A 22440-nucleotide genomic window follows, 5' to 3' on the forward strand; every position below is an offset into this window, starting at 1 on the left:
CAGTGACCCAGCTCATCACCACGGAACTGGTCGAGCTCGACCAGAACCTGGGCAATTCCCCCGAGACGGTGATCCGGCACCTGGCAAGCAAAGTAGCTGCCACCGGACGCGCATCAGAAGTCGAAGGCCTCTTCGCCGATGCCTTCGCCCGCGAACAGAAGACCGCCACGGGCATTCCCGGCGGTATCGCCATCCCGCATTGCCGCTCCGCGGCCGTCACCGAACCCACCCTGGCCATGGCCCGCCTGGACCCCAAGGTGGACTTCGGCGCCAAGGACGGCCCGGCGGACCTGGTCTTCTTTATCGCAGCCCCGGACGGTGCAGACCAGGCGCACCTGAAGCTGCTCTCCAAGCTCGCCAGGTCCCTGATCAAAAAGGACTTCACCGCAGCGCTGCGCAACGCCACCTCCCGCGAGGAGATCGTTGAGCTGGTGGACGGTGCGCTGGCTGACAAGCCTGCCGCCCATGCCGCCGCGCCTGCAGCTGCCGGTGTTGCAGCCGGCGCTGGCGCCAGTGCTTCGGCAGGCTCTACTTCGACAGCTTCGGTTTCGACAAGCTCAACCACCGGGGCTTCCGCAGCCCGGGGGCCCAAGCGCCTCGTTGCCGTGACCGCATGCCCCACTGGTATCGCCCACACCTACATGGCAGCTGACTCCCTCGTCCTGGCAGCACAGGAAGCCGGCGTTGACCTGCAGGTGGAGACCCAGGGTTCCTCCGGCGCCAAGCCGCTGGACCCCGCCGTCATCGCCGCCGCCGACGCCGTGATCTTCGCCGTGGACGTGGACGTACGCGGCAAGGAACGCTTCGCCGGCAAGCCAGTCATCAACGCACCCGTCAAGCGTGGCATCGACGAGCCGGCCAAGATGGTCCAGGAGGCCCTCGCGGCCGCCGACAACCCCAACGCCCGCCGCGTCCCGCACTTCGGGGCGGAAGAACAGGCAGAGCATGAGGCGGAGGAAAAGGGCGAGCACATCGGCCAGAAGCTCAAGCGCGCACTGCTCACCGGTGTCAGCTACATGATTCCGTTCGTTGCCGGCGGCGGGCTGCTGATCGCCCTGGGCTTCCTGCTGGGCGGATACAACATCACCAGCGTGGCGGACAAGGTAGTCCTGGCCAACAACTTCGGGAACCTGCCCGAGGGCGGCCTGGCCATTTACCTTGGCGCGGTCCTGTTCAAGATCGGCAACCTGTCCATGGGGTTCCTGGTCCCCGCACTGGCCGGTTACATCGCGTACGCCATTGCTGACCGTCCCGGCATCGCCCCCGGCTTCGTCGCCGGTGCCGTATCCGGCTTTATGGGCGCCGGCTTCCTCGGCGGCATTGTGGGCGGCCTGCTGGCCGGCTACATCGCGCACCTCATCGGCACCTGGCAGGTGCCTCGCTGGCTGCGCGGCCTGATGCCCGTGGTGATCATTCCGCTGCTTGCCTCCATCGTTGCCTCCGGCCTGATGTTCCTGGTGCTCGGCGGACCCATCGCAGGCCTCACCAACGCCCTCAACGCTTGGCTCACCGGCATGACCGGCGCCTCCGCCGTGGTCCTGGGCATCATCCTCGGACTGATGATGTGCTTCGACCTTGGTGGACCCGTCAACAAGGTGGCCTACGCCTTCGCTGTGGCCGGTCTCAGTGCAGGCAGCGCCGCGAACCAGGCGCCGTGGCAGATCATGGCAACCGTCATGGCCGCAGGCATGGTGCCCCCGCTGGCTATGGCCCTGGCCACCGTCCTGGACAAGAAGCTCTTCAGCCTGGCCGAGCGTGAAAACGGCAAGGCCGCCTGGCTGCTGGGTGCATCCTTCATCTCCGAAGGGGCCATCCCGTTTGCTGCTGCGGATCCGCTGCGCGTGATTCCTGCCAGCATGGTGGGCGGCGCCCTCACCGGCGCACTCTGCATGGCCTTCAACGTCACCTCGCAGGCACCCCACGGCGGCATCTTCGTGTTCTTCGCCATCGGCAACCTGCTGATGTTCGTCCTGTCCATCATCGCCGGAACCATCGTCAGCGCGCTGGCCGTGGTGGCCCTCAAGCGCTGGGCAGCCCCGAAGACCGCTGCTACGGTGGAGACCGTTCCAGCAACCGTCTGACCCTGCCCCACCCACTACCGCTACCCGGCACCAACCATTCCGCCGGAAGACAAAGGAGCAAAAATGCCAGAACGCACAGCAACCGTCGCCAGCCGCGTGGGCCTGCACGCCCGCCCCGCCGCCATCTTTGCCGAGGCAGCCGGCGAGTACGACCTGGACATCACCATCGCCCGTGAAGGCGAACCGGCCGACGAAGCGATGGACGCTGCCAGCATCCTGTCCCTCATGAGCCTGGGCGCCTCCCACGGCGACGTGGTGGTCCTCCGGGCCGAGGGCGACGGCGCTGAGACCGCCCTGGACCACCTGGTCCAGATCCTCGAAACGGATCACGACGCCGAGTAGCAGGCCCGCTGCCACAGGCAGCCAAGCCGCGCGGCCGCCGTCGGACTTCCCTTCCCGGGAGGTGCCCGACGGCGGCCGTAGCGTTTAAGCGCTCCTCAGGTGCGCTCGGCGAGCCTCTTGACGTCCGCCACCAGCTTGTCCCACATGCCCTGCGAGTGCTCTGCGGCCTCGGCGGTGGGGTTGTTGTCCTGGGACAGCGTCAGCAGCGTCCGGCCGCCCTGGTCCTGCAGTGTCCAGGTGAGCGTGTGGTAGTTTTCCGGCTTGTCCTCCTGGCCTGCGAGCGGGCTGAAATGCGTGTACACCAACCGCCGGCCGGGTTCCATTTCGAGGACCACTCCCTTGTCTTCGTACTCCTTGCCTTCCCAGGTGCCCCGCCAGGTGATGGGCCCACCGACACTCCAGTCCGTGGCGAGATCGGCGCCGAACATAAACTCCTTGGTGGCCGCCGGATCAGTGATGACGTCCCACACCCGGCCGGGCGGGGCCTCGATGGTGACGGACGACGCCGCCACAAAATCACCCGACATTGCCCTTGGCCTTCTTCGCCGTGAACAGCAGGTATTCCCATTCCATCTGGAACGGGGAATCACCGTGGGCATCGCCGAAGGATTCAGCAAGTTCGGTCAGCGCCCTGTCCAGCTCCTTGACCTTGTCCGAATCCTCTCCAATGAACTTGTAGACGGAGATGGTGGGGCCGTAGTGGGATTTGAAGTAGCGGACGAAGTCCTCCGGCTGGTGGAAACTCCGGACGGCCAAAGACTGTTTGCGGGCCTTGACGTCGGTGACCCTGTTACCGAGCAGTTCGCGTACGTGGTCCTCGCTGCCCCATAAGGGGGCGGGTTGCGCACCCGGTGGCGGCGGCGGGGCGAACGGCTTCAAGGCGGCGAACATCTTGCCGATGAACCCTTCCGGCGTCCAGCTGAGCAGCCCGATGGTGCCGCCCGGCTTGCAGACGCGCAGGAGCTGGTCCGCTGCCGCCTGGTGGTGCGGCGCGAACATCACACCAAGGCAGGACATCACGGTATCGAACTCTTCGTCGCCGAACGGCAGGGCCTCGGCGTCCCCCTCTTTCCATTCCAGCTCAACGCCCCGGTCGGCGGCCTGGTGGCGGCCGGCGTCGAACAGCTCCGGGGTGAGGTCGCTGGCCACCACCTTCGCCCCCATCATCGCCGCGGGGATGGCTGCGTTTCCTGAGCCGGCGGCCACGTCCAGGACCCGCTGGCGCGACGTGATGCCGCAGGCTTCAACGAGGATCGCCCCCAGCTCGGGGAGCAGCTCGCTCGCGAGCGCAGGATAGTCCCCCGATGCCCACATGGCACGGTGCTTTTGCTTGAGCGCCCGGTCCGCCTCCAGAACATCAGCCTGTTCACTCATGACTGTGCCTCCCTACTGTGATGGTTCCCAGTGAGTAGCAGCGCGCTGCCGGCACAGCGGAGGCTGCGATGCGACTCATTGTGGACGCGCCCGCCTTCGCTGTAAAGAGACAGCCGAAACAGACACGGCATCAGAGGCAGCGAACGGGGACACCCGCTATCGCAAAGCCGGCACGCTCAGTAGTTTCATAGGCATGGCACTCACCAAGGCAGCGCTCCCGGCGGGACCGCGATGGTCACGCCGGCTTGCGCGCCCTGGTACTCGTTGCCTTGCCGGCAGCGGTTTTCGCGGCAGGCTTGTCGGCAGTTTTGCTAGCCGTGGATTTGGCGGCCGTGGATTTGGTGGTACCGGTCTTGGCAGCGGACTTGCTATCCGTGGACTTGGCGGTGGTTCTGCTCGCGGTGTTCTTGCTCGCGGTGGTCTTGCCGGCCGTGGACTTGGTTTCAGCGGACTTGCTTTCCGTCGCTTTGCCGGCCGCAGCCCGCTTGCGCGCCGGCTTGGCAGCAGTCTCTTCGTCGTCCTCGGATTCCGGGGAGCCAGCTGCGTCGTCGGAGCCGCCGGCAGCAGTTCCAGCCCCTCCCCCACGTTTCCGGTCCAGGCTCCGCTTCAGCGCCTCCATCAGGTCGATGACTTCGCCCTTGCCGCCTTCACCGGCCTCCACGCCAAATGTTTCTTCGGTGTCGAGAGCATCGCCCTGCTCGAGTTTGGCCTCAATGAGCTGGCGCAGCTGCACCTGGTAGTCGTCGGTGAAGTGCTCCGGATCGAAGTCGGCGGCCATGGATTCCACCAGGGCCGCGGACATGTCCCGCTCCTGCGGGGAGATCTTGATGGATACGTCCAGGGAAGGGAAGTTTGCTTCGCGGACTTCGTCCGGCCAGAGCAGGGACTGCAGCACCAGGACGTCGTCCTTAATCCGGAGCGCCCCCAGCCGGGTCTTCTCGCGCAGCGCGAACTGGACGATGGCCACCCTGTCCGTGTCCTCCAGCGCGCGCCTGAGCAGCACGTAGGCCTTGGGCGATTTGGAGTCCGGCTCCAGGTAGTAGCTCTTCTCGAACATCATGGGTTCGAGCTGCTCGGACGGGACGAACTGCACCACCTCGATCTCGTGGCTGTTCTCTGCTGGGATGGCCTTGAGCTCGTCCTTGGAGAGGACCACAGTCTTGCCGTCCTCCTCGTAGGCCTTCTCGATGTCCGAGTAATCGATGACCTGGCTGCACACCTCGCACCTGCGCTGGTAGCGGATCCGGCCGCCGTCGGCATTGTGGACCTGGTGCAGACTGATGTCATGATCTTCGGTTGCGCTGTAGACCTTCACGGGTACGTTGACCAGGCCAAACGCGATGGCACCTTTCCAGATGGCTCTCATTCCCTAAGTCAACAGCACGCAGCGCCGGAGGTGAAGACCTGTGGCCGCCGCTAAAGAGCGTGTCCGGGTTGCAGGCCGGGAATTGACCCTCACCAACCTGGGCAAGGTCATCTATCCGGAGACCGGCACCACCAAGGCGGACGTCCTGGCCTACTACGCCGCCGTTGCACACGTCCTGATCCCCGCCGCAGCCAACCGGCCGGCCACCCGGAAAAGGTGGGTCAACGGCGTCGGAACGGAAGAAAAACCGGGCGAGGTCTTCTTCCAGAAAAACCTGGAGGACTCCGCCCCCGGCTGGCTCCCCCGCGCGGCCATCACCCACAAGGACCGGACCATCCACTATCCCATGGTGAATGATCCCGCCACGCTGACCTGGTTCGGCCAGATCAACTCCCTGGAAATCCACGTCCCCCAGTGGCAGGTGGATTCGCACGGCAACCAGCTGAATCCGGACCGGCTGGTCCTGGACCTCGACCCCGGCGTGGGCGCCGGACTTGAGGAGTGCGTGGAAGTGGCCTTGCTGGCACGAGGCATCCTCGAGGACGTGGGGCTGGACCCGGTCCCGGTGACCAGCGGCAGCAAAGGCATCCACCTCTACGCCCCACTGGACCGGAGCCAGACCTCCGACCAGATCTCCGCGTTCGCCCGCGAATTGGCCCGCGCCCTGGAAGCGGATCATCCGGACCTGGCCGTCAGTGACATGAAAAAAACATTGCGCAAGGGCAAGGTGCTGGTGGACTGGAGCCAGAACAACGCGGCCAAAACCACCATCGTGCCGTATTCGCTGCGCGGTCGGCCCACTCCGATGGTGGCTGCTGCCCGGACGTGGGGTGAGATTGGTTCGCCGGGACTGAAACACTTGGACTACCAGGCCGTGCTGCGCCGGGTGCAGGACGGCACTGACCCGTTTGCCGCCGTCGTCCGTGCCTCGAATTTCCGCGCCGCGCACCAAAGCGTGGACTCACCGGGCAACCATCACGACGGCGACCCGCGCCTGGGCAAGTACCGCTCCATGCGTGATCCTCACGCCACGCCGGAGCCATTCAGCGGCGCGGCCGGCAGCGGTGACGCGTTTGTCATCCAGGAGCACCACGCCAGCCGGCTCCACTTCGACCTCCGCCTTGAGCGCGATGGCGTCCTGGTGTCCTGGGCTTTGCCGAAAGGTGTCCCGGAAAGCGGCGGCAAGAACCACCTGGCGGTCCAGACTGAGGACCATCCGATGGACTACCTCACCTTTCACGGGACCATCCCCAAGGGCGAGTACGGTGCCGGTGAAATGACCATCTGGGACCACGGCACCTATGAACTGCACAAGTGGATCAACGGCAGGGAGGTCATCGTCACCCTGCACGGTTCCGAGGGCGGCGGCCTGGGCGGGACGAAGAAGGTTGCGCTCATCCATACCGGCCGCGGCCAGGGCAAGGATGCCGAAGGCCAGTGGCTGATCCACCTCATGGACAAAGACCGGCCAAGCACCCGGCACCGCTCTGTGGCCGTGCCGGAGGAGCCGGAAGAAGAGGGGGACGAAGAGCCGGACAACGGAGAGCCCGCGGCCAGCCAAACCGATGCGGCGGAGGAGGCTGTGGAGGAGCCCATTGCGGAGGACAGCGAAGCCGGGCAGCCGGGTGAACAATCGCAGGCGGTTGGGGTATCACCTCAGGACTTCAGCCCGATGATGGCCACGTCCGGGAAAGCAGCGGACCTGCAGGGCAGCAACTGGCAGTTCGAGCTCAAGTGGGACGGGGTCCGCGCCATCCTCGTGGCCGACGAACAATCCATCCGTGTCTTCAGCCGCAACGGGAACGACGTCACCAGAACCTACCCGGAGTTCACCAACCGGGACTGCTGGCCGCCCCAGCCGTTCGTCGCCGACGGCGAGATCATCGCCGTAGGCCCTTCCGGCCGGCCTGACTTCGGGCTGCTCCAGGGCCGCATGAAGCTCACCCGGGCCGCCGACGTTGCCAAAGCGAGCAAGGCCATCCCCGTCCGGCTGATGCTCTTCGACCTGCTGTACGACGGCGGCACGGACCTTCGCACGCTGCCCCTCACCAAGCGGCGCGGCCGGCTGGAGACGTTTTTCAGTCCTTCGGACTGTCCTGTGGACCTGTCACTGGTCCTTGAGGAACCGGTGGAACACATCCTCGAAAGCGCGCAGGAGCTGGGGCTGGAAGGCGTGATGGCGAAGCGCACCGACAGCCGCTACGTCAGTGGGCAGCGGACCCGCACCTGGATCAAACTCAAGCTCGACCAGACCCAGGAAGTGGTGGTGGGTGGCTGGCGGCCCGGGAAAGGCGCCCGTGCGGGGTCCGTGGGATCATTGCTGGTGGGCATCCCCGACGGACAGAACCTGCGCTATGTGGGCAGGGTGGGCAGCGGCTTCAGCTGGCGTGAACTCACCGAGCTCCGGCAAACCGTGGACCGGCTGGCGAGAAAAACGTCGCCCTTCCAGGACGTGCCGCGTGAAGATGCAGCTGATGCCCGCTGGGTGAGTCCCCGGTTGGTGGGTGAGGTGACCTACAGCGAGTGGACCGGAACCGGACGGCTCCGGCACCCGGTGTGGCGCGGCTGGCGGCTGGACAAGGAACCGTCGGAGGTTGTGCCGGAGGCCTGAGTCCGCGCAGCGATCCCACTCCGGAACAATGAAACGGCCGGGTGACCCCCGAAATGTGGGTGTCGCCCGGCCGTCTCCCGTCGTGGGAATGGACTTGTGTCCTAAACGCGCGTGCTCCTAGGACGAGTGCGGCATCTGCGGCCGGCTGGTGCGGTGGACCGCCGTTACAGCTGCCCCCTGCCCCATACGTCCGTGACCGGACCCGCGTTCCTTGGGGTGCCGCCGCTTCCCGTTGCCATCCGGCCAGGAGCCCGCTGCACCTGAGTCCATCGACACGGCCGGAACCGCCGCGCTTGGCATATCGGGGGCTTTCATTGCCTCCGCCAGGTGGTCAGCGACTTCAGGCGCCAGGTTTTTTCCGGTGATTTCGTCAGCCATTTGTTCTTCCTTTCCGCGATGAAATGAAGTGTTAGAAAGTGGGGCCCAGCAAGGCCCGTGCGACTGTGGGGTGGCCGGCAATGCCAGGCCGCAGGCGTCCGCCTGCTCTAAGAAAGTGTTCCCATGGGACCACCTTAGGGAAGCACCCGGCGCCTGTGAACCCCCGCCATGAAGTGCCCCCGGCAAGGCCGTGGGCGGCGTCACAATCTGCTTCCGGGAGCATGCCAAAAGCCGCTGTCCGGAGCCCAGCCGGGAAAAAATTCGGTAACGATTGCGTTGTGTCGTGCCGATCCCTGTGCTGGCGCGGGAAAAGCGGGAAAAAGAAATCGGCCAAACCGTCTTGAAAGGCGCCGAAAAGGGTTGATCCTACGGCATGAAACGGACGGGCGCCATGGGTTTCGCGTAAAATTGAAGGCCTGCCCGGAGCGGGGCAGCTACAAGTCGCAAGCAAATGACCTCCACAGGAGTTGCCCAAATGCCCACAGACCGAAGCATCACCGACTCTTCCGCAGGCGCGTACGGCGCCTCCGGAACCAACCCAGCAACACCCCCCGGCACCCCACCTGCGGCTGCCAAAGCACCGCGGAAACCCATAAAACTGGGGCGCCGCCGGCTCAAGGAGTCGGACGTCAACGTGGTGAACCAGCCCATGCTCAAGAAGGCATTGGGCGGAACCATCGTGGGCAACACCATGGAGTGGTACGACGTAGGCGTTTTCGGCTACCTCATCACCACCATGGGACCGGTCTTCCTGCCGGAATCAGATCCCACCACCCAAACGCTGTTCCTGCTCGGAACTTTTGCCGCAACGTTTATCGCCCGCCCGCTCGGCGGCGTCATCTTCGGCTGGCTTGGCGACAAGGTGGGCCGGCAAAAGATCCTCGCCACCACCTTGATGATCATGGCGGCAAGCACTTTTGCCATCGGACTCCTCCCCGGCTACGCGCAGATCGGCCTGTGGGCAGCAGCGCTCCTGGTGCTGCTGAAGATTGTCCAAGGCTTCTCCACCGGCGGTGAATACGCCGGTGCCACCACCTTCGTCAGCGAGTACGCCCCGGACAAGCGCCGAGGCTTCTTCGCCAGCTTCCTGGACATGGGCAGCTACTTTGGCTTCGCCCTTGGCGCCGCCCTGGTCTCCGTGCTGCAGCTGACCCTGGGCCAGGACGTGATGGAAGAGTGGGGCTGGCGCATCCCGTTCCTGGTAGCCGGTCCGATGGGCCTGATCGCCATCTACTTCCGGAGCAAGATCGAGGAATCCCCCCAATTCCAGGCCACCTTGGACGCGCAGGAGGACCTCGCCAAGCACGCCGCCTCAACTGACGCGGCAACGGCAAAGGGCCCGGTAGGAATCGTCAGGGCCTACTGGCGCTCCATCATCGTGGCGATGGTCCTGGTGGCCGCCGCCAACACCGCCGGCTATGCGCTGACGTCCTACATGCCGACCTACCTCACAGAGTCCAAGGGCTACGACGAGGTGCACGGCACCCTGCTGACCATCCCCGTCTTGGTGGTCATGAGCCTCTGCATCCCGCTGACCGGCAAGCTGTCCGACCGGATCGGCCGCCGGCCCGTGCTGTGGATCGGTGCGCTGAGCACGGTTGTACTGGCAGCCCCGGCCTTTATGCTGATCGGTGTTGGCGAGATCTGGTCCACGCTGGCCGGCCTCGCACTCATCGCGTTCCCGGTGACGTTTTACGTGGCCAACCTGGCCTCGGCCCTGCCGGCCCAGTTCCCCACGTCCAGCCGTTATGGCGCCATGGGCATTGCCTACAACTTCTCGGTGGCCATCTTCGGCGGCACCACCCCGTTCATCGTGGCAGCCCTGATCAGCGCCACCGGCAACGACATGATGCCTGCCTACTACCTCATGGGCACATCACTGGTGGGCGCCGTTGCCATCTACTTCCTGAAGGAATCCGCCCAGCGGCCCCTGCCCGGCTCCATGCCCAGCGTGGACACCCAGGCTGAGGCCCGCGAACTGGTGGCCACCCAGGACGAGAACCCGCTGATCGACCTGGACGAGCTCCCGTTCGAGACCCAGGACATCACCGATTCCAGCGCCGAAAAGGTTCCAGCCCAGGTCTAGCGGCCCAGGGTTAGCGAACCAGGTTTAGCCAACCAGGCCGGCAGAGTCCGGTCACGGGCAGACCAGCAGCCCACGCTCCCAAGGCCCGTCCTGCGCAGCTTCGACAAAAGCGCGCGGGGCGGGCCTTTGCCGTGCCGCGCCGATGTCGTTTTATTTCCCCGCGACGCTTCAGGAAATGCCGTCAGGCGGCGCCCGATGATACTTTCCAAAGGGACCTTGAAGGGGATCCGGGATACAGGCAGGGACGGTGCGGCATGAAGCTTCTCATGGAGCAGATGCGCGCCCTCCACCGGCTGGAGCCCGCGAACCGCGACCACCTGGCCGCCCTGCGCGTGGCGATCAGCGTCGCCGTCCCCTCGCTCCTGCTCCTGGCCGCGGGCCGGACCGACCTCATCATGTACGCCGTCTTCGGTGCCCTGACCGGCATGTACGGGCGCTCGGAACCGCACCAGCTCCGCTTCCTGCACCAGTGCCAGGCCGCGGTGGTCCTGTTGGGCGGCGTGACTGCCGGGCTCTTGCTGTCCGTCAACCACCTCCAGTCCTGGTGGCTTGTCGGCGTGGAAGCGGTTCTGGCCGGGGTGGGGTCGGTGTTCGCCGACAGGGTGCGGCTCAAGCCGAACGGGCCGTTCTTTGGCATCCTGGCACTGGGCGCCTGCGCCTCGGTCCCCGTACCAGTTCCCTGGTACATCGCCCTGCTCATTGCGGCCGGCTCAGCAGCTTTTTCCCTGATGGTTGGTTTCGGCGGCTGGCTCCGGCACAGATCCTGGCAGCCGGGCGCCGCCCGGACCGCGGCCGCCCTGCAGCCCGCCGGGCAGCGCGAGTTGCTGGTGCACGCCACCCGATACGTGCTCGCCGTTGGGGCCGCCGGTACCGTGGGGGTCCTCAGCGGCAGCGGCCACCCGCACTGGGCCATGGCCGCCGCAGCAGTTCCCCTGGCCGGCGCCGACCTGCCCAGCAGCGTCCGGCGGGGCATCCACCGCATCGTGGGAACGTTTGTGGGGCTGGCCGTGACCGCCGTCGTCCTTATCCCCGGGCCGTGGACCCTGGCGGGACTGTTTCCCGGGCAGCAAGCTGTGCTGCTGGCCGTCCTGGTGATCCTGTTCCAGTTCACCACGGAGCTGTTTATGGCCCGCCACTACGGGCTGGCGATGGTTTCCTTTACGCCGGTGATCCTGCTGATGACCCAGCTCGCCGCACCCATCGACCCCGCGGTCCTTATCCTGGAACGCGGCGTGGAGACCCTGGTGGGCGCGCTGGTGGGCATCGCAGTGGTGGTGGCGGTACGGCGGGCAGGTTCACGGACCGTTGCTGCCCTCCTTGGGCTTCCGCGGAGGGCCCGCCACTAGCTTCGCCGGGGCTATCCGCGCCAGCGCAGCCACCAGTTTGTAGCGTTTGGTGGGGATGGAAACGGCTTTGCCCCTGGCATTGTCCGCCAGCCCCTCCCGGACCACCCTCCCCGGACGCAGCCAGGTCCACGATGGAACCACCGACTTGTCCATGCCCATGCGCTCATGGAATTCCGTGTGGACAAAGCCGGGGCACACCGCCGTGACTTTCACGCCCCGCGCACCGTAGGCGAGGTTGGCCCACCGGCTGAAGCTCACCATCCACGCCTTCGCCGCGGAATACGTGCCCCGCGGCAGGAACGCGGCGATGCTGGCCACGTTGATGATCCGCCCCTCGCCACGGTCCAGCATGCCCTCCAAGGCGGCGTGCGCCAGCACCATGGACGTTTCCACATGCAGCTTCAGGTGCAGTTTCTCCTCGGAGACGGGGTTGTCCTCGAAGTTGTGCAGCAGCCCGATGCCCGCGTTGTTGACCAGGATTCCCACCGGCCGCCGGGGATCGGACAAGCGTCCGACGACGGCGGCAACGTCTGCGTCGTCCGTCAGGTCTGCGGGAAGCACCTCAGCCGTGATTCCGTAGCGCCGTTCCAGGCCCGCCGCCGCTTCCTCGAGGCGGGCCCGGTCCCGCGCCACCAGCACCAGGTTGTGGCCTTGTTGCGCCAGTTGCCTTGCGAACTCGGCGCCCATGCCTGCACTTGCCCCGGTGACCAGGGCTGTTGTTCCGGAAATCGAAGTTGGTCCGGAGATATCTGGGGTCATGGTGCCAGCCTAGCCGTGCCTCTGTGCCTTTCTGCCAGTCCTTCTTCCAGTTGCTTACCCGGCAAACCGAGCCAACGGGTTTGCCAGGCGCCCGGCCATTTGAAGCCCGCCGGAGGGATCCGCCAGGTCCAGCATCTGCTGGTTGTTGCGGAGCTGGAGCCGGTTCAGGCAAGACAGCTCGAAATCGGCGGCGAACAGGTCGTGGCGCGCGAACTGGTCCGAGAGCTCCGGGTGCTGCCCCTGATAGTCCCGGATGCTGGCGGCAGCGGTCCGCCAGAACTCCTCCTGGCTGACCTTGCCGTCCTCCGCCAGGAGTGCGGCCAGGAAACGGAAAATGCAGTCGAAGATATCCGTGAAGACCGCCAGCACCTTTTCCCCGTCCGGGATGTCCGCCTTGATCCGCGACACCTCTTCCGGGAGGTCCAGCCGGTCCCCCATCACCACGATCTCCTCGGCAATGTCCTTCATGACGGCCCGCATCGGCACCCCGTCGTCGAGGATGAGGATCACGTTCTCGCCATGCGGCATAAAGGCCAGCTCATAGTTCAACAGGCAGTGCACCAGCGGGACCAGGTAGGCCTCGAAGTACCGCCGGAGCCACTCCTCGGGGGCCAGTCCGGACCGCTCGATCAGCGCCGAAACCATTGGCTTGCCCTCGGCGTCCACGTGCAGGAGCGAGGCCATGGTGGCCAGCTGCTGACCTTCCTGCAGCAGCGGAAGCGGACTTTCCCGCCACAGGGCAGAGAGCATCTTCCGGTAGGGCGAACCCTTGGCGGAGGCAGCCTCGTAGTATCCGTTGTGGTAGCCGATCGCGGCGAGTTCGCCGATCATGGTGAACCCCCGGCTTTGGAGGGCATCATCGGCGTCGATCAGGTTCCGCAGCCAGTCATTGATGGCCGGCGTGGCTTTCATGTACTGCGGCGACAGCCCTCGCATAAAGCCCATGTTCAACACGGACATGGCGGTTTTGGCGTAGTGCCTGGCCGGGGCCGTGGTGTTGAAGAAGGTCCGGATGGACTGCTGCGCCTGGTAGCTGTCCCTCCCAGTGCCCAGGTACACAATCCGCTGGCGGGCGATCTCAGCTGCGAAAGTCACGGTGAGCTTGTTCTCCCACTGCCACGGGTGCACGGGCATCAGGAAGTACTGCTCGGGGTCGAGGCCCTGCACCTGGAGCACGGCGTCGAAATCGCCCAGCAGCGGACCCAGCTCGGCGTCCAGGTGTGCCCGGTAATCGAGCCCTGCAGTTGCAGTAAAGACAGCGTGGCTCCGGTGCACTGCGATCCACTCCAGCTGGACCGGAGCGCCGGTCTCCGGCGCGAAAGCGTGGTAGTCGCTGATGCCGAAACCGAGGCGCCCGTTGTTGGCCACGAAGCACGGGTGCCCTTCGGTCATGCTGCGCTCGATGGCCTGGAAGTCCACGGCCGGGTCGAGCCCGCGGGTGACTCCAGCGGCCAGTTCCGCAACAGGGGGCTGGCCGGCCCACTGCTTGTAGGCATGGCTTGCCAATGTACTGCTGATTTCTTCGAGGTAGACCGGGAGCATCTGGAGGTTGATGCCCAGGGTGCCGTGGAACGCCGTGATGAACTTCAGCACGTCGAGCGGTGCTTCGCTGCCGTCCTGGAAACAACGGATGGAACCGGCGTCGATGGACCAGTGCTCCAGTTCAAGGAGTGTGGCGTTGAAGCGGTACTCAAGGGCGCCGTCGTCGCTGCGGACCCCGTAGCTCCCGGCTTTTTTGTCCAGGGGCTCGGGGGAAAGGATCCGTTCGTGGGAGAACTCTGCGAGTGCCTTGCGGAGGAGGTGCCGGTTGGCGTTGTCCCAACGGTCTGCGTTGAGGTGCGGGGCCGCGTTGGCGGTGCCTTCAGCTGCCGGATTCATGCGGGGTGCAGGCGCGGATTCGAGGTGGATGGTCACAGTGGGGCTCCCTGCATAATGGGTGTGGAAAGAGTGTTCAGTGCCGCACGCGCGGCCAGGTAGTCAGTGTGGCTGCAGAAGCTCAGCAGCGCGTCTTTGTCCGGCAGGGTCACCACCCCGGCAGGCTGGAAACCCAGCCGTTCATTGAGCGCGTGGATTTTGGTGTTCCGGGCATCCGGCTCCACGACGATCCGCTCCACTCCTGGTTTGGAGAACAGCCGGTCCAGGACAACGTCCATGACTGAGGTGGTGTAGCCCGGCACGGGAGCTTCCGACGGCGGCGCCACCAGCAGGTGCATCCCCAGGTCCCCTGGGAGGACGGGATACACCGCTGCAAGCGGCGAGGAGGCCGGCAGGTACTCCTCCATCAGGAAGGCGGGGACACCGTCGTCGAGCCCCAACAAGGCGTGGTGGTGGCCGCTGGTTTGGATCCTGGTGTATTCCGCCACCACATCCTCCACGCTGGCCGTCAGCATGCCCCAGAACGAGGCGTACGGCCGGGTGACCCAGCTGTGGACGAGCGGTGCATCGGACTGCGCGTCAAGGCAGCGGAACGTGAAGTTCATGCCGGCACCCCTGCCGCCGGGCCTGCGGGTGCGCTGAAACCCGCCGCGGAACTGCTGCCCGTCGATGCACGGGTATCAGCCGACTCCGCGGTATCTGCTGGCGCGCCGAACTGCTGGAACGCGATGCTCCGCTCCACGGGGTACACCTCGCGGCCGGTGATTTCGCGCAGGATGCAGGAGTTGCGGTAGGCGCCCATGCCCAAGTCGGGGGTGACGAACCCGTGCGTGTGCAGCTCGGCGTTCTGGACGAAAATCTCGCCGGGTTCCACGCCGATGCTGTAGTTCCGGTCCACGGCGAACCTGCCGGCGCTGTCCCGGGCGATGCGGTCCTGGATGCCTACCAGGAACCCGGGTTCCTGGTAGCCGTAGCCGGTAGCGAGCACCACCGCTTCACTGTCCAGCGTGTAGGACGTGCCCTGTTCCCCGTGCCCCAGGTGCAGCGTGTGCGTCCGGGCCTCAGGGTCCCACCGGGCACCGGTCAGGGTGGAGTGGGTCAGCAGTTGCGTGTCCACCAGGCCGGAGATGCTCTTGGTGTAGAGCAGGTCGTAGATCGCGTCGATCAGGTCCGAGTTGATGCCCTTGTAGAGGTTCTTCTGCGTCTTGTTGAGGTGGTCGCGCTGGTGCTGCGGCAGGCCGTGGAAGTAGTCCACGTACTCGGGCGAGGTCATCTCGAGCGTCAGCTTGGTGTACTCCAGCGGGAAGAACCGGCCGGAGCGGGTCACCCAGTTCAGCTGGTACCCGTGGGCGTCAGATTCCTGCAGCAGCTCGTAGTAGATCTCCGCGGCACTCTGGCCGCTGCCCAGGATGGTGATGCTGCGCTGTTGCTGCAGTTCGGCCTTCCGTGCCAGGTATTCGGCATTGTGCAGGACCACTCCCCCGCGGCCCACAGCGGCGTCCGCCACGATTCCTGCCGCGGTCTTCGGCACGTACGGGGAGGTGCCGGTGCCCAGCACCAGCCGCCGCACCAGCAGTACCTCCGGCCCGTCGGGACCCGAGACGGACAGCCGGTACACGCCGTCGTCGTACGTCGTATCCAGCACAGCTGTGCCAAAACGGACGTTGGGCAGCTGCCCGGCCACCCACTGGCAGTACTGGTTGTATTCGGCCCGCAGGGGGTAAAAGTTCTCCCGGATATAGAAGCGGTAAAGGCGCCCGGTCTGCTTGAGGAAGTTCAGGAAGGAGTAGGGCGAGGTGGGATCCGCCAGGGTGACGAGGTCCGCCATAAAGGGCACCTGCAGGTGGGCCGGCTCCAGCATCATGCCGGGGTGCCAATCAAAGGATTCCCGGCGTTCCAGGAAGACGCCGTCCAGCCCATCAATTGGCGCAGAAAGCGCGGCCAGGCCCAGGTTGAAGGGCCCGACGCCGATGGCGGCGAAGTCGTAAATCCGGCTGGAGCTGGGGGTGCTCATGCGGATACCTCGCTCTGCAGCAGCCCGGCGCCGGTGCGGCGCAGGAGGCTGATGACCTGGGCAATGTCCTCAAGGGTGGCCTCGGCGTTGAGGAGGGTGAATTTCAGGTAGTGGCGGCTGCCCACCCTGGTCCCGGCCACCACAGCTTCCCCGGAGGCGAAGACGGCGGCGCGGATGGCAGGGTTCAGGGCGTCGGACGCATCATCGGAGAGGCGCTCCCCGCTCTCCAGCCGTGGCCGGTACCGGAACACCAGGGTGGACAGCTGCGGCGGTGCGGCGAGTTCGAAGTCGTCGTCCCCGGCAAGGAGCGTGCCCACGCGCGCTGTGAGGTCGATGGCTTCGTCGAACAGGGCACCGATGGCGTCCGCGCCCATGATCCGCAGGGTGAGCCAAAGCTTCAACGCATCGAACCGGCGGGTGGTCTGGATGCTTTTGTCCACCTGGTTGGGGATGTCCGCCAGGGCGGCGCTTTCCGGATTCAGGTAATCGGCGTAGTACGTGATGTGGCGCAGCATGGTCCGGTCGCGGACCAGCAGGGCGCTGGAGCTTACCGGCTGGAAGAACGTCTTGTGGAAGTCAACGGTGACTGAGTCCGCGAGCCTGGTTCCATCCAGGAGGTGCCGGTACCGGCCGGAGACCATCAGCCCGCCGCCGTATGCAGCATCGATGTGCAGCCAAGCGCCGTAGGCCCCGGCCAGTGCGGCGAGCTCGGCAAGCGGGTCCACGGCGCCGAAGTCGGTAGTGCCGGCGGTGGCCACCACGGCCATGGGGGTCAGTCCGGCGTCCCGCGCTTCCGCCAGGGCTTCGGCGAGGGCGGCCGGGTCCATCCGGTGGTCAGCGGTGCAGGGGACGGTGACCACGGCGTCGAACCCCAGTCCCAGCATGGACGCCGATTTCTGGATGCTGAAGTGGCTGTCTTCCGAGGTGAAGATCCGCAGGGTGTCCAGCAGGGCAGGCAACCGGAGTGCGCTGTGTGCAGAGTCCTGGCGGAGGCCCGCCACAGCGTGGTTGCGGGCGATCAGCAGGGCCTGGAGGTTGGACTGGCTGCCGCCGGAGGTGAAAATGCCGTCGGCGGCGTCGCCGAGGTGCAGCCGGGCGGCGGCCCAGTCGATGAGGCGCCGCTCGATCATGGTGGCCCCGGCGCTCTGGTCCCAGGTGTCCAGTGAGGAGTTCACGGCCGAGAGGACGGCCTCGCCCACCAGCGCTGGAATCACTACCGGGCAGTTGAGGTGGGCTGCGTACTTGGCGTCGTGGAAGTAGATGGCGTCGCGCAGGTACACGTCTTCGAGTTCCTGCAGCGCTGCTGCCGTGTCCGGCAGGGGTGTTTCCAGGTCCACCGCTCCCACGCGGGCCTTCAGCTCTGAAGGTCCGACGCCGGTGAAGGGCCGGGTGGTCCGCTCCAGTTTGGTGGCCACAGCCGTGACGCCCTGCAGCACCTGTGCGACATAGCGGGGCGAATTGCGCGTGTTGAGGAGGTGGTTGCTGGCCGAGAGCGCGAGTTCCACCCGGGAGCCGAAGTCCTGGCCCGGGGATTCCTGGCGGTCTCGCGGTTCGTCCACTTCCAACTCATCAAGGCGGGGCATCAGCGGCACTTGGTCATCCTTTGGTTCGGCGTTTCTCATGACAAAAGGCAAGCCTTACTTAGGCGACCCTTTTAATCAAACTTTTGTGATGTATTTATCCGAGCCCCGCGATTCAGCGGTTCTTGGGCTTCCGCGCACGTCATTGACTGGCAGGCACTGTCCTCCTGCTGCACAATGCCCCACCGTCGCCTACCGCAACAGCGAGTCCTGAAGGGCACCCGGGGATAGGTGGCGCCGGGAGGGCTAGGGTTGGGGTAGAGGCAGCCGGCCAGGCTGCACATCCATCAGGGGGAAACATGGAGCAGTCAGCGGGCATGGTGGGCTTCCGGGAAGTGGACCGGGACGGGAACCCCGTAGCCGCAGACCACTCGGCGGAGGCGGAGGATCAGCCCGGCGGGCGCTTTCCTGCCGCCGTGAACCCCTTCATCGTTGCCTTGTGGATGCTTGCCGCCACGCTGCTCGGCGGCGGAGTTTGGGCTTTCCTCAACGCCAACTTCACGATAGGGCCCTCAAGTGGGTCCGTGCCCTTGTCTTTTGTGATTTTCACCCTTGCCCCGCACGCGGCACTGAGCGGCATCATCGCCATCGTGGGCCTGCTGTTCTGGCACGCACACCAGTGGCAGCGAAGGCACGCCCCGGCCCACTAGAGTTCGTCTGCGGGAGCTGAATATGTGACCTGTGGAACACCCGGATTTGTCTCCAGAATAGTAAGCATGCTTTGCTTATGGGGTAAATGAACCTCCGCAAGCAGTCGCGGCGGGCTGCCAACGCCGGCAGGACCGTAAGAAGCCCAAGGACGAACATCATGACCAGCGCTACCCAAGACCACCTCGCGGCCCCCGTGGAAACGGCACCAGAAGCCGGAGCTCCCGTAAGCTCCATTCGTCCCGCAGACATGGGTTTGCTGGAGACGTTGAGTTCAAAAATGCACTGCCGAACTCCCATGAAGCGCGTGGATCCGGACGAGACGCGGCTCTTCCAGCCGGTGCTCGTTGATGGCGGCAGGGTCATTCCCGTCCGCGCCGCATCCCCCGCCGGCCAGCCACCCGCCGCTGTGGAAACCTACCGCTGCGCCTGCGGCTTCACCATCGATGTCCCCGCGGCCGCGGCACACGCCCTGGCCAGCTGACGCACCCGGCGCCACTGTGGCGCCGGACGACCAAGGCGGCCCCACGGCGGCGGGCCGCCTCGAGTCCGCCGCGTACCTACTTAAACAGGATTGCCCGCACCGCTAATGTGCCGGAGCCCCGGCAGCCTCCACCGCCAGCAGGGTATCCTCCAGCACCAGGTCGGCATTGATTGCGGCGGCAGCTTTCAGTCCAGCGGCCGCGGCCGTCATCACCTGCGCAGACACATCGGTCACATTGCCTGCGGCCCACACTCCCGGGCACGTTGTCAGCCCGGAGTCGTCGGTGTGAAGGCGGGTTCCCGGCCCTTCCTCCAAGTCGTCCGGTTCCAGCCCAAGGACCTGGAGCATGTTCGCCCTGCTGACAATCGCCGGATTCACCACCAGCACCTCCAGCGGTACCGCCGAGCCGTCGTCGAGCGTGACCGCACTGAGCTTGTCGTCCTGCACCACCAGTCCGCGCACCCTGCCTTCGACCACCTTCACGGACCGGGCGTCCAATTGTTCCCTGTCGCCGGGGCTGAGGGTCACTTCGCCGTTGAGCAGAAGAGTCACGTCGTGGCTCCATTGCCGGAAGGTCAGGGCCTGGAGCACGGCATGGGAACTGGCCGCCAGGACCCCCACCTTTTGGTTCCGGATCTCCCAGCCATGGCAGTAGGGACAGTACAAAACGTCCCGGCCCCAGCGCTCGCGCAGTCCTGGCAGGTCCGGAAGCTCATCCTCACTGCCCGATGTGATCAGCAGCCGGCGGGCTGTGCAGGTGGAGCCGTCGTCCAGTGCGAGCACAAAGTTCCCGCATTCATGCGCCGCGGACTTGACGATTCCGGTCACGGCCGTCCCGCCGTAGCCCTCCAGTTCAGCGCGTCCGGCAGCAAGGAACTGCTGCGGGCTCATTCCTTCGCGCGTCAGGAAGCCGTGTACTCCCTCCGCCCGCAGGTTTCGCTGACCGCCGGCGTCAATCACCACTACTGAGCGCAAAGCCCTTGCCAGGGCAACTCCGGCGCTCAGCCCGGCCGGCCCGCCGCCGATGACGGCAACATCGAAAAGTTGTTCGAGGTGGTTCATCCCCGGTTCCTTCCCAGTGTGCGCAGCACTGTAAGGCGTGCGCATTCACGATGCGCGCGCCCTCTGCAAGACCGCGCTCAGGAAGAATTACCCGGCGCTGCAGCTAAATAACGCTCGGCCCGGGTTTCAAGGGAAAGAGATATGGGAAGGCGGCGGCTGCTGGCGCCGCTCATGCTCCCAAGCCGGTCCTTGGCGCCCTCTCGGGCCAATCCACGCACTGTTCATAGCCCTCATGCTTGCGCAGGTAGGCGGCGATGAACGGGCAATGCGGGATGATCCGCTTTCCTGCTGCCACAACGTCATCCAGGGCAAAGTGGGCGAGGACCTTTCCCAGGCCCTGGCCTTCAAAGTCCGGCGAGGTTTCGGTGTGGCTGAAGTCGATATGGCCGGGCAGGTCTTGGTAGAAAGACTGGACGGCAAGTTTGCCGCCCACCAGCAGCTCGTAGCGGTGCTGCGCGTCATTGCGCCGCAGCGTGACGTCGGGGGTGAACCTATCCTCGGTGGACATCATGTTCTCGGTCATGGTTCGACACTGGCACTACTTCACCCCGCTGGCAATGCCCCGGTGCCCCCTCCTGCGGGGATCCCGGGATGTGGACCCCGCAGGACCGGACACCCTGCCCGGCATTCCGCGCAGCAACAGGACGGCAATGGCAAAGCACACAGCGCCGGCTCCCAGCAGTTCCAGCGTCAACCCGCCCAGCGCGGCCGCTGCGACGGGAAGGAAGGCCACCACCACGGCGGCCGCCACGTCAGGCGGGCGGCAGCGGGAGGTGCTCACCGCCGTCGGACGTTCCTCCAGGCGGCCAAAGACCGCCATCACCGGGAGCAGCAGGAGGATCAGGGCCAGGAGCACCATGGGCCTGGCCCACCACCATGGAGCCGTGCCGGATGGGGGCTTGGGGACGGGGGTGAGGAGGAGCAGGCCGGACATTCCCACCAGCAGCGGAAGATGCCAGAGGTACACGGTCAACGAGCGGGTTCCGGCAACGTACAACAGGCCGTGCACCCACCGCACGGCGCACAGTGGTGCCAGCGCCGGCCGGGAAAGTTCCAGGATGGCGGCCTGCGAAATCCCCAGCAGGAAGAGGCAAAGGTTGGGCGGATTGAGGTTCACCAGCATGTTGCCCGGGTACAGCCCGAGGCCCGTCACGGTTCCCAGAACAAGGTTCGCCGCCAAGGCAACGCCCACGAGGCCGGACCGTGAAACCCTGGGCCAGTGCCCGTCGGCCGCCAGGAAGCCAAGCTGCTGCACAGCGCACCAGAGGAACACCAGGTTGGCGTAGGCCAGGGCGGGCAGTGCGCCCCGCAGGCAGTCCACTGCCACCACCAGCGCCGTGAGGGCGGCCATGGTGAGCCAAGGTGCCCGGGTGTGGCAGGCGGCCAGCAGCGGAATGTTCAGCTGCGCCGCCAGGTAGGCAGCCAGGAACCACAGCGGCATCGCCGCGCCCGCCGCCATCAGCTGCACAACCTGCGGGTGGACTCCCAGCCGTCCGGCGGCCCCGAGGCCCAGGAACATCACGGCCAGCAGTGCCATGGCCGGCCGCACCAGGCGCAGCAGCCGTAGCCGGACGAACTGGGCTGCCGTGCCACCGGAGGCCTTGAGCCGCCGCCACGACTGCAGACCGGTGGCGCCTCCGGTGACGAAGAAGAGCGGCATCACCATAAAAATCCAGATGACGGGCACGAACCAGTCCTGCTCCGCAAGGGTGTTTTCTGTGGTCACGGTGCCGTCCGCCTGCAGCACCGGGCCGACCATCATGCAATGGCCCACCACTACCAGGGCGAGGCAAAAGAACCGGACAAGGTCGATGACGGGGTCACGGCCGGTTGCCGTGCCGGGTCCCGGGGATGCCATACGTTCCCTGACGCCGCCCACCAAGCTGCCTAACGAAAAGCCGTCGCTGCTGACAGCTCCATTGTCCCCCTGCGGCGGTTCCGGACTAAAGAAGGGGCTGGGAAAGTCAGGTCATAACGAGGGCCAGAGTGCCCAGCACGACGGCGAGCAGCGGCAGGGTGCCCTGGGTGGCTGCGGGCCGGAGGTACTTCCTGCCGGTTCCGGCCAGTACCGCGGCGGCCAGCACCATGGAACCGCAGCTGCTGAAGACCAGGGTCCAGCCCGCCACGGACCGGCCCGATCCCTCCTCGCCCAACGCCGCCAGGCCAACGCCGATGAAAGCTCCGATGGCCAGGAACAGGTTGTAGAAGCCCTGGTTGTAGGCCAGCGGCCGGGTGACTTCAGCGTCGGCCTGCGAACCCACACCGAAACGCTTCCAGGTGGCCGGCCTGGTCCAGGTCACCGACTCCATGGTGAAGATGTAGACGTGCAGCGCGGCGGCCAGGAAGGCAAAAAGGAGGGAGGCCAGGATCATTGCTTGATCCTAGCCTCCCCCTCCCGGAGTTTTTGTCCAGATATGCAGGCCTTACGAGGATT

At 65.9% G+C, this 22440-nt stretch carries 20 protein-coding genes; 7 read left to right on the forward strand and 13 right to left on the reverse strand.

The window, feature by feature from the left end; genetic code table 11:
• The first annotated feature begins 2 nt into the window (after window positions 1-2).
• Window positions 3-2081 (forward strand): fructose-specific PTS transporter subunit EIIC, encoded by a 2079-nt coding sequence (locus tag QF038_RS18450; protein WP_307612044.1) that lies wholly within the window; start codon window positions 3-5, stop codon window positions 2079-2081.
• Between the two features lie 63 nt (window positions 2082-2144).
• Complete coding sequence (locus QF038_RS18455; protein WP_091423580.1) at window positions 2145-2423, forward strand: HPr family phosphocarrier protein; 279 nt, start codon at window positions 2145-2147, stop codon at window positions 2421-2423.
• 95 nt (window positions 2424-2518) lie between these two features.
• Here QF038_RS18455 and QF038_RS18460 read toward each other — a convergent pair whose 3' ends face one another.
• The 3 genes from QF038_RS18460 to QF038_RS18470 all read right to left on the reverse strand — a co-directional run bounded on the left by QF038_RS18460 (window position 2519) and on the right by QF038_RS18470 (window position 5163).
• A complete protein-coding gene (locus QF038_RS18460; RefSeq protein WP_307612047.1) occupies window positions 2519-2950 on the reverse strand; it encodes an SRPBCC domain-containing protein in 432 nt (143 codons plus the stop codon).
• Window positions 2940-3797, reverse strand: coding sequence for a class I SAM-dependent methyltransferase (locus QF038_RS18465; RefSeq protein ID WP_307612049.1), 858 nt, complete (start codon window positions 3795-3797; stop codon window positions 2940-2942). The genes QF038_RS18460 and QF038_RS18465 overlap by 11 nt, the downstream gene beginning before the upstream one ends.
• Window positions 3798-4032: 235 nt before the next feature.
• Window positions 4033-5163: a Ku protein gene (locus tag QF038_RS18470; RefSeq protein ID WP_307612050.1), complete on the reverse strand. Its 1131-nt coding sequence runs from the start codon at window positions 5161-5163 to the stop codon at window positions 4033-4035.
• A 40-nt stretch (window positions 5164-5203) separates the two neighbouring features.
• Here QF038_RS18470 and QF038_RS18475 point away from each other — a divergent pair, with 40 nt between their 5' ends.
• Window positions 5204-7774, forward strand: a complete 2571-nt coding sequence (locus tag QF038_RS18475; protein ID WP_307612052.1) for an ATP-dependent DNA ligase — start codon at window positions 5204-5206, stop codon at window positions 7772-7774.
• Between the two features lie 117 nt (window positions 7775-7891).
• Here the strand turns inward: QF038_RS18475 and QF038_RS18480 are convergent, their stop codons facing one another.
• Window positions 7892-8152 carry a hypothetical protein gene (locus QF038_RS18480; RefSeq protein WP_307612054.1) on the reverse strand — a complete coding sequence of 87 codons (261 nt, stop codon included), beginning with the start codon at window positions 8150-8152 and terminating at the stop codon, window positions 7892-7894.
• A gap of 475 nt (window positions 8153-8627) precedes the next feature.
• Here QF038_RS18480 and QF038_RS18485 point away from each other — a divergent pair, with 475 nt between their 5' ends.
• Both QF038_RS18485 and QF038_RS18490 read left to right on the forward strand, forming a co-directional pair.
• Window positions 8628-10238 carry an MFS transporter gene (locus QF038_RS18485; protein ID WP_307612057.1) on the forward strand — a complete coding sequence of 537 codons (1611 nt, stop codon included), beginning with the start codon at window positions 8628-8630 and terminating at the stop codon, window positions 10236-10238.
• A 254-nt stretch (window positions 10239-10492) separates the two neighbouring features.
• Window positions 10493-11584, forward strand: a complete 1092-nt coding sequence (locus QF038_RS18490; RefSeq protein WP_307612059.1) for an FUSC family protein — start codon at window positions 10493-10495, stop codon at window positions 11582-11584.
• On the opposite strand, the gene QF038_RS18495 is transcribed toward QF038_RS18490, so the two are convergent.
• The 5 genes from QF038_RS18495 to QF038_RS18515 are packed head-to-tail and all read right to left on the reverse strand — an operon-like array spanning window position 11534 to window position 17815.
• Window positions 11534-12343 carry an SDR family oxidoreductase gene (locus tag QF038_RS18495; protein ID WP_307612061.1) on the reverse strand — a complete coding sequence of 270 codons (810 nt, stop codon included), beginning with the start codon at window positions 12341-12343 and terminating at the stop codon, window positions 11534-11536. The genes QF038_RS18490 and QF038_RS18495 overlap by 51 nt on opposite strands.
• Before the next feature lie 54 nt (window positions 12344-12397).
• Window positions 12398-14221: an IucA/IucC family siderophore biosynthesis protein gene (locus QF038_RS18500; protein ID WP_307613525.1), complete on the reverse strand. Its 1824-nt coding sequence runs from the start codon at window positions 14219-14221 to the stop codon at window positions 12398-12400.
• Between the two features lie 32 nt (window positions 14222-14253).
• A complete protein-coding gene (locus QF038_RS18505) occupies window positions 14254-14823 on the reverse strand; it encodes a GNAT family N-acetyltransferase (RefSeq protein WP_307612064.1) in 570 nt (189 codons plus the stop codon).
• A complete protein-coding gene (locus tag QF038_RS18510; RefSeq protein WP_307612066.1) occupies window positions 14820-16232 on the reverse strand; it encodes a lysine N(6)-hydroxylase/L-ornithine N(5)-oxygenase family protein in 1413 nt (470 codons plus the stop codon). The genes QF038_RS18505 and QF038_RS18510 overlap by 4 nt, the downstream gene beginning before the upstream one ends.
• Window positions 16229-17815: a pyridoxal-dependent decarboxylase gene (locus QF038_RS18515; RefSeq protein ID WP_307613526.1), complete on the reverse strand. Its 1587-nt coding sequence runs from the start codon at window positions 17813-17815 to the stop codon at window positions 16229-16231. Before QF038_RS18515 ends, QF038_RS18510 begins: the two co-directional genes overlap by 4 nt.
• Before the next feature lie 296 nt (window positions 17816-18111).
• Here QF038_RS18515 and QF038_RS18520 point away from each other — a divergent pair, with 296 nt between their 5' ends.
• Window positions 18112-18462: a hypothetical protein gene (locus tag QF038_RS18520; RefSeq protein WP_307612068.1), complete on the forward strand. Its 351-nt coding sequence runs from the start codon at window positions 18112-18114 to the stop codon at window positions 18460-18462.
• Between the two features lie 158 nt (window positions 18463-18620).
• Window positions 18621-18944, forward strand: coding sequence for a hypothetical protein (locus QF038_RS18525; protein ID WP_307612069.1), 324 nt, complete (start codon window positions 18621-18623; stop codon window positions 18942-18944).
• Window positions 18945-19046: 102 nt separating this feature from the next.
• On the opposite strand, the gene QF038_RS18530 is transcribed toward QF038_RS18525, so the two are convergent.
• From QF038_RS18530 to QF038_RS18545, 4 genes are all read right to left on the reverse strand, one after another.
• Window positions 19047-20006: an NAD(P)/FAD-dependent oxidoreductase gene (locus QF038_RS18530; RefSeq protein ID WP_307612071.1), complete on the reverse strand. Its 960-nt coding sequence runs from the start codon at window positions 20004-20006 to the stop codon at window positions 19047-19049.
• A 169-nt stretch (window positions 20007-20175) separates the two neighbouring features.
• Entirely contained in the window at window positions 20176-20529 is a 354-nt protein-coding gene (locus QF038_RS18535; protein ID WP_307612073.1) for a GNAT family N-acetyltransferase, read from the reverse strand.
• A 15-nt stretch (window positions 20530-20544) separates the two neighbouring features.
• A complete protein-coding gene (locus tag QF038_RS18540; RefSeq protein ID WP_307612075.1) occupies window positions 20545-21864 on the reverse strand; it encodes an acyltransferase in 1320 nt (439 codons plus the stop codon).
• Window positions 21865-21970: 106 nt separating this feature from the next.
• Window positions 21971-22378 (reverse strand): DUF1304 domain-containing protein, encoded by a 408-nt coding sequence (locus tag QF038_RS18545; protein WP_307612076.1) that lies wholly within the window; start codon window positions 22376-22378, stop codon window positions 21971-21973.
• Window positions 22379-22440 lie beyond the last annotated feature (62 nt).

The organism is Pseudarthrobacter sp. W1I19, assembly GCF_030817835.1.
GTDB lineage: Bacteria > Actinomycetota > Actinomycetes > Actinomycetales > Micrococcaceae > Arthrobacter.

Bases quoted from the DNA above. Each gene is read 5' to 3' on its own strand.
- QF038_RS18515 (WP_307613526.1), bottom strand. From the start codon at position 17,815: ATGCCCCGCCTTGATGAGTTGGAAGTGGACGAACCGCGAGACCGCCAG.
- QF038_RS18460 (WP_307612047.1), bottom strand. From the start codon at position 2,950: ATGTCGGGTGATTTTGTGGCGGCGTCGTCCGTCACCATCGAGGCCCCG.
- QF038_RS18540 (WP_307612075.1), bottom strand. From the start codon at position 21,864: ATGGCATCCCCGGGACCCGGCACGGCAACCGGCCGTGACCCCGTCATC.
- QF038_RS18505 (WP_307612064.1), bottom strand. From the start codon at position 14,823: ATGAACTTCACGTTCCGCTGCCTTGACGCGCAGTCCGATGCACCGCTC.
- QF038_RS18510 (WP_307612066.1), bottom strand. From the start codon at position 16,232: ATGAGCACCCCCAGCTCCAGCCGGATTTACGACTTCGCCGCCATCGGC.
- QF038_RS18530 (WP_307612071.1), bottom strand. From the start codon at position 20,006: ATGAACCACCTCGAACAACTTTTCGATGTTGCCGTCATCGGCGGCGGG.
- QF038_RS18480 (WP_307612054.1), bottom strand. From the start codon at position 8,152: ATGGCTGACGAAATCACCGGAAAAAACCTGGCGCCTGAAGTCGCTGAC.
- QF038_RS18545 (WP_307612076.1), bottom strand. From the start codon at position 22,378: ATGATCCTGGCCTCCCTCCTTTTTGCCTTCCTGGCCGCCGCGCTGCAC.
- QF038_RS18525 (WP_307612069.1), top strand. From the start codon at position 18,621: ATGACCAGCGCTACCCAAGACCACCTCGCGGCCCCCGTGGAAACGGCA.
- QF038_RS18455 (WP_091423580.1), top strand. From the start codon at position 2,145: ATGCCAGAACGCACAGCAACCGTCGCCAGCCGCGTGGGCCTGCACGCC.
- QF038_RS18465 (WP_307612049.1), bottom strand. From the start codon at position 3,797: ATGAGTGAACAGGCTGATGTTCTGGAGGCGGACCGGGCGCTCAAGCAA.
- QF038_RS18520 (WP_307612068.1), top strand. From the start codon at position 18,112: ATGGAGCAGTCAGCGGGCATGGTGGGCTTCCGGGAAGTGGACCGGGAC.
- QF038_RS18470 (WP_307612050.1), bottom strand. From the start codon at position 5,163: ATGAGAGCCATCTGGAAAGGTGCCATCGCGTTTGGCCTGGTCAACGTA.
- QF038_RS18490 (WP_307612059.1), top strand. From the start codon at position 10,493: ATGAAGCTTCTCATGGAGCAGATGCGCGCCCTCCACCGGCTGGAGCCC.
- QF038_RS18535 (WP_307612073.1), bottom strand. From the start codon at position 20,529: ATGACCGAGAACATGATGTCCACCGAGGATAGGTTCACCCCCGACGTC.
- QF038_RS18485 (WP_307612057.1), top strand. From the start codon at position 8,628: ATGCCCACAGACCGAAGCATCACCGACTCTTCCGCAGGCGCGTACGGC.
- QF038_RS18500 (WP_307613525.1), bottom strand. From the start codon at position 14,221: ATGAATCCGGCAGCTGAAGGCACCGCCAACGCGGCCCCGCACCTCAAC.
- QF038_RS18495 (WP_307612061.1), bottom strand. From the start codon at position 12,343: ATGACCCCAGATATCTCCGGACCAACTTCGATTTCCGGAACAACAGCC.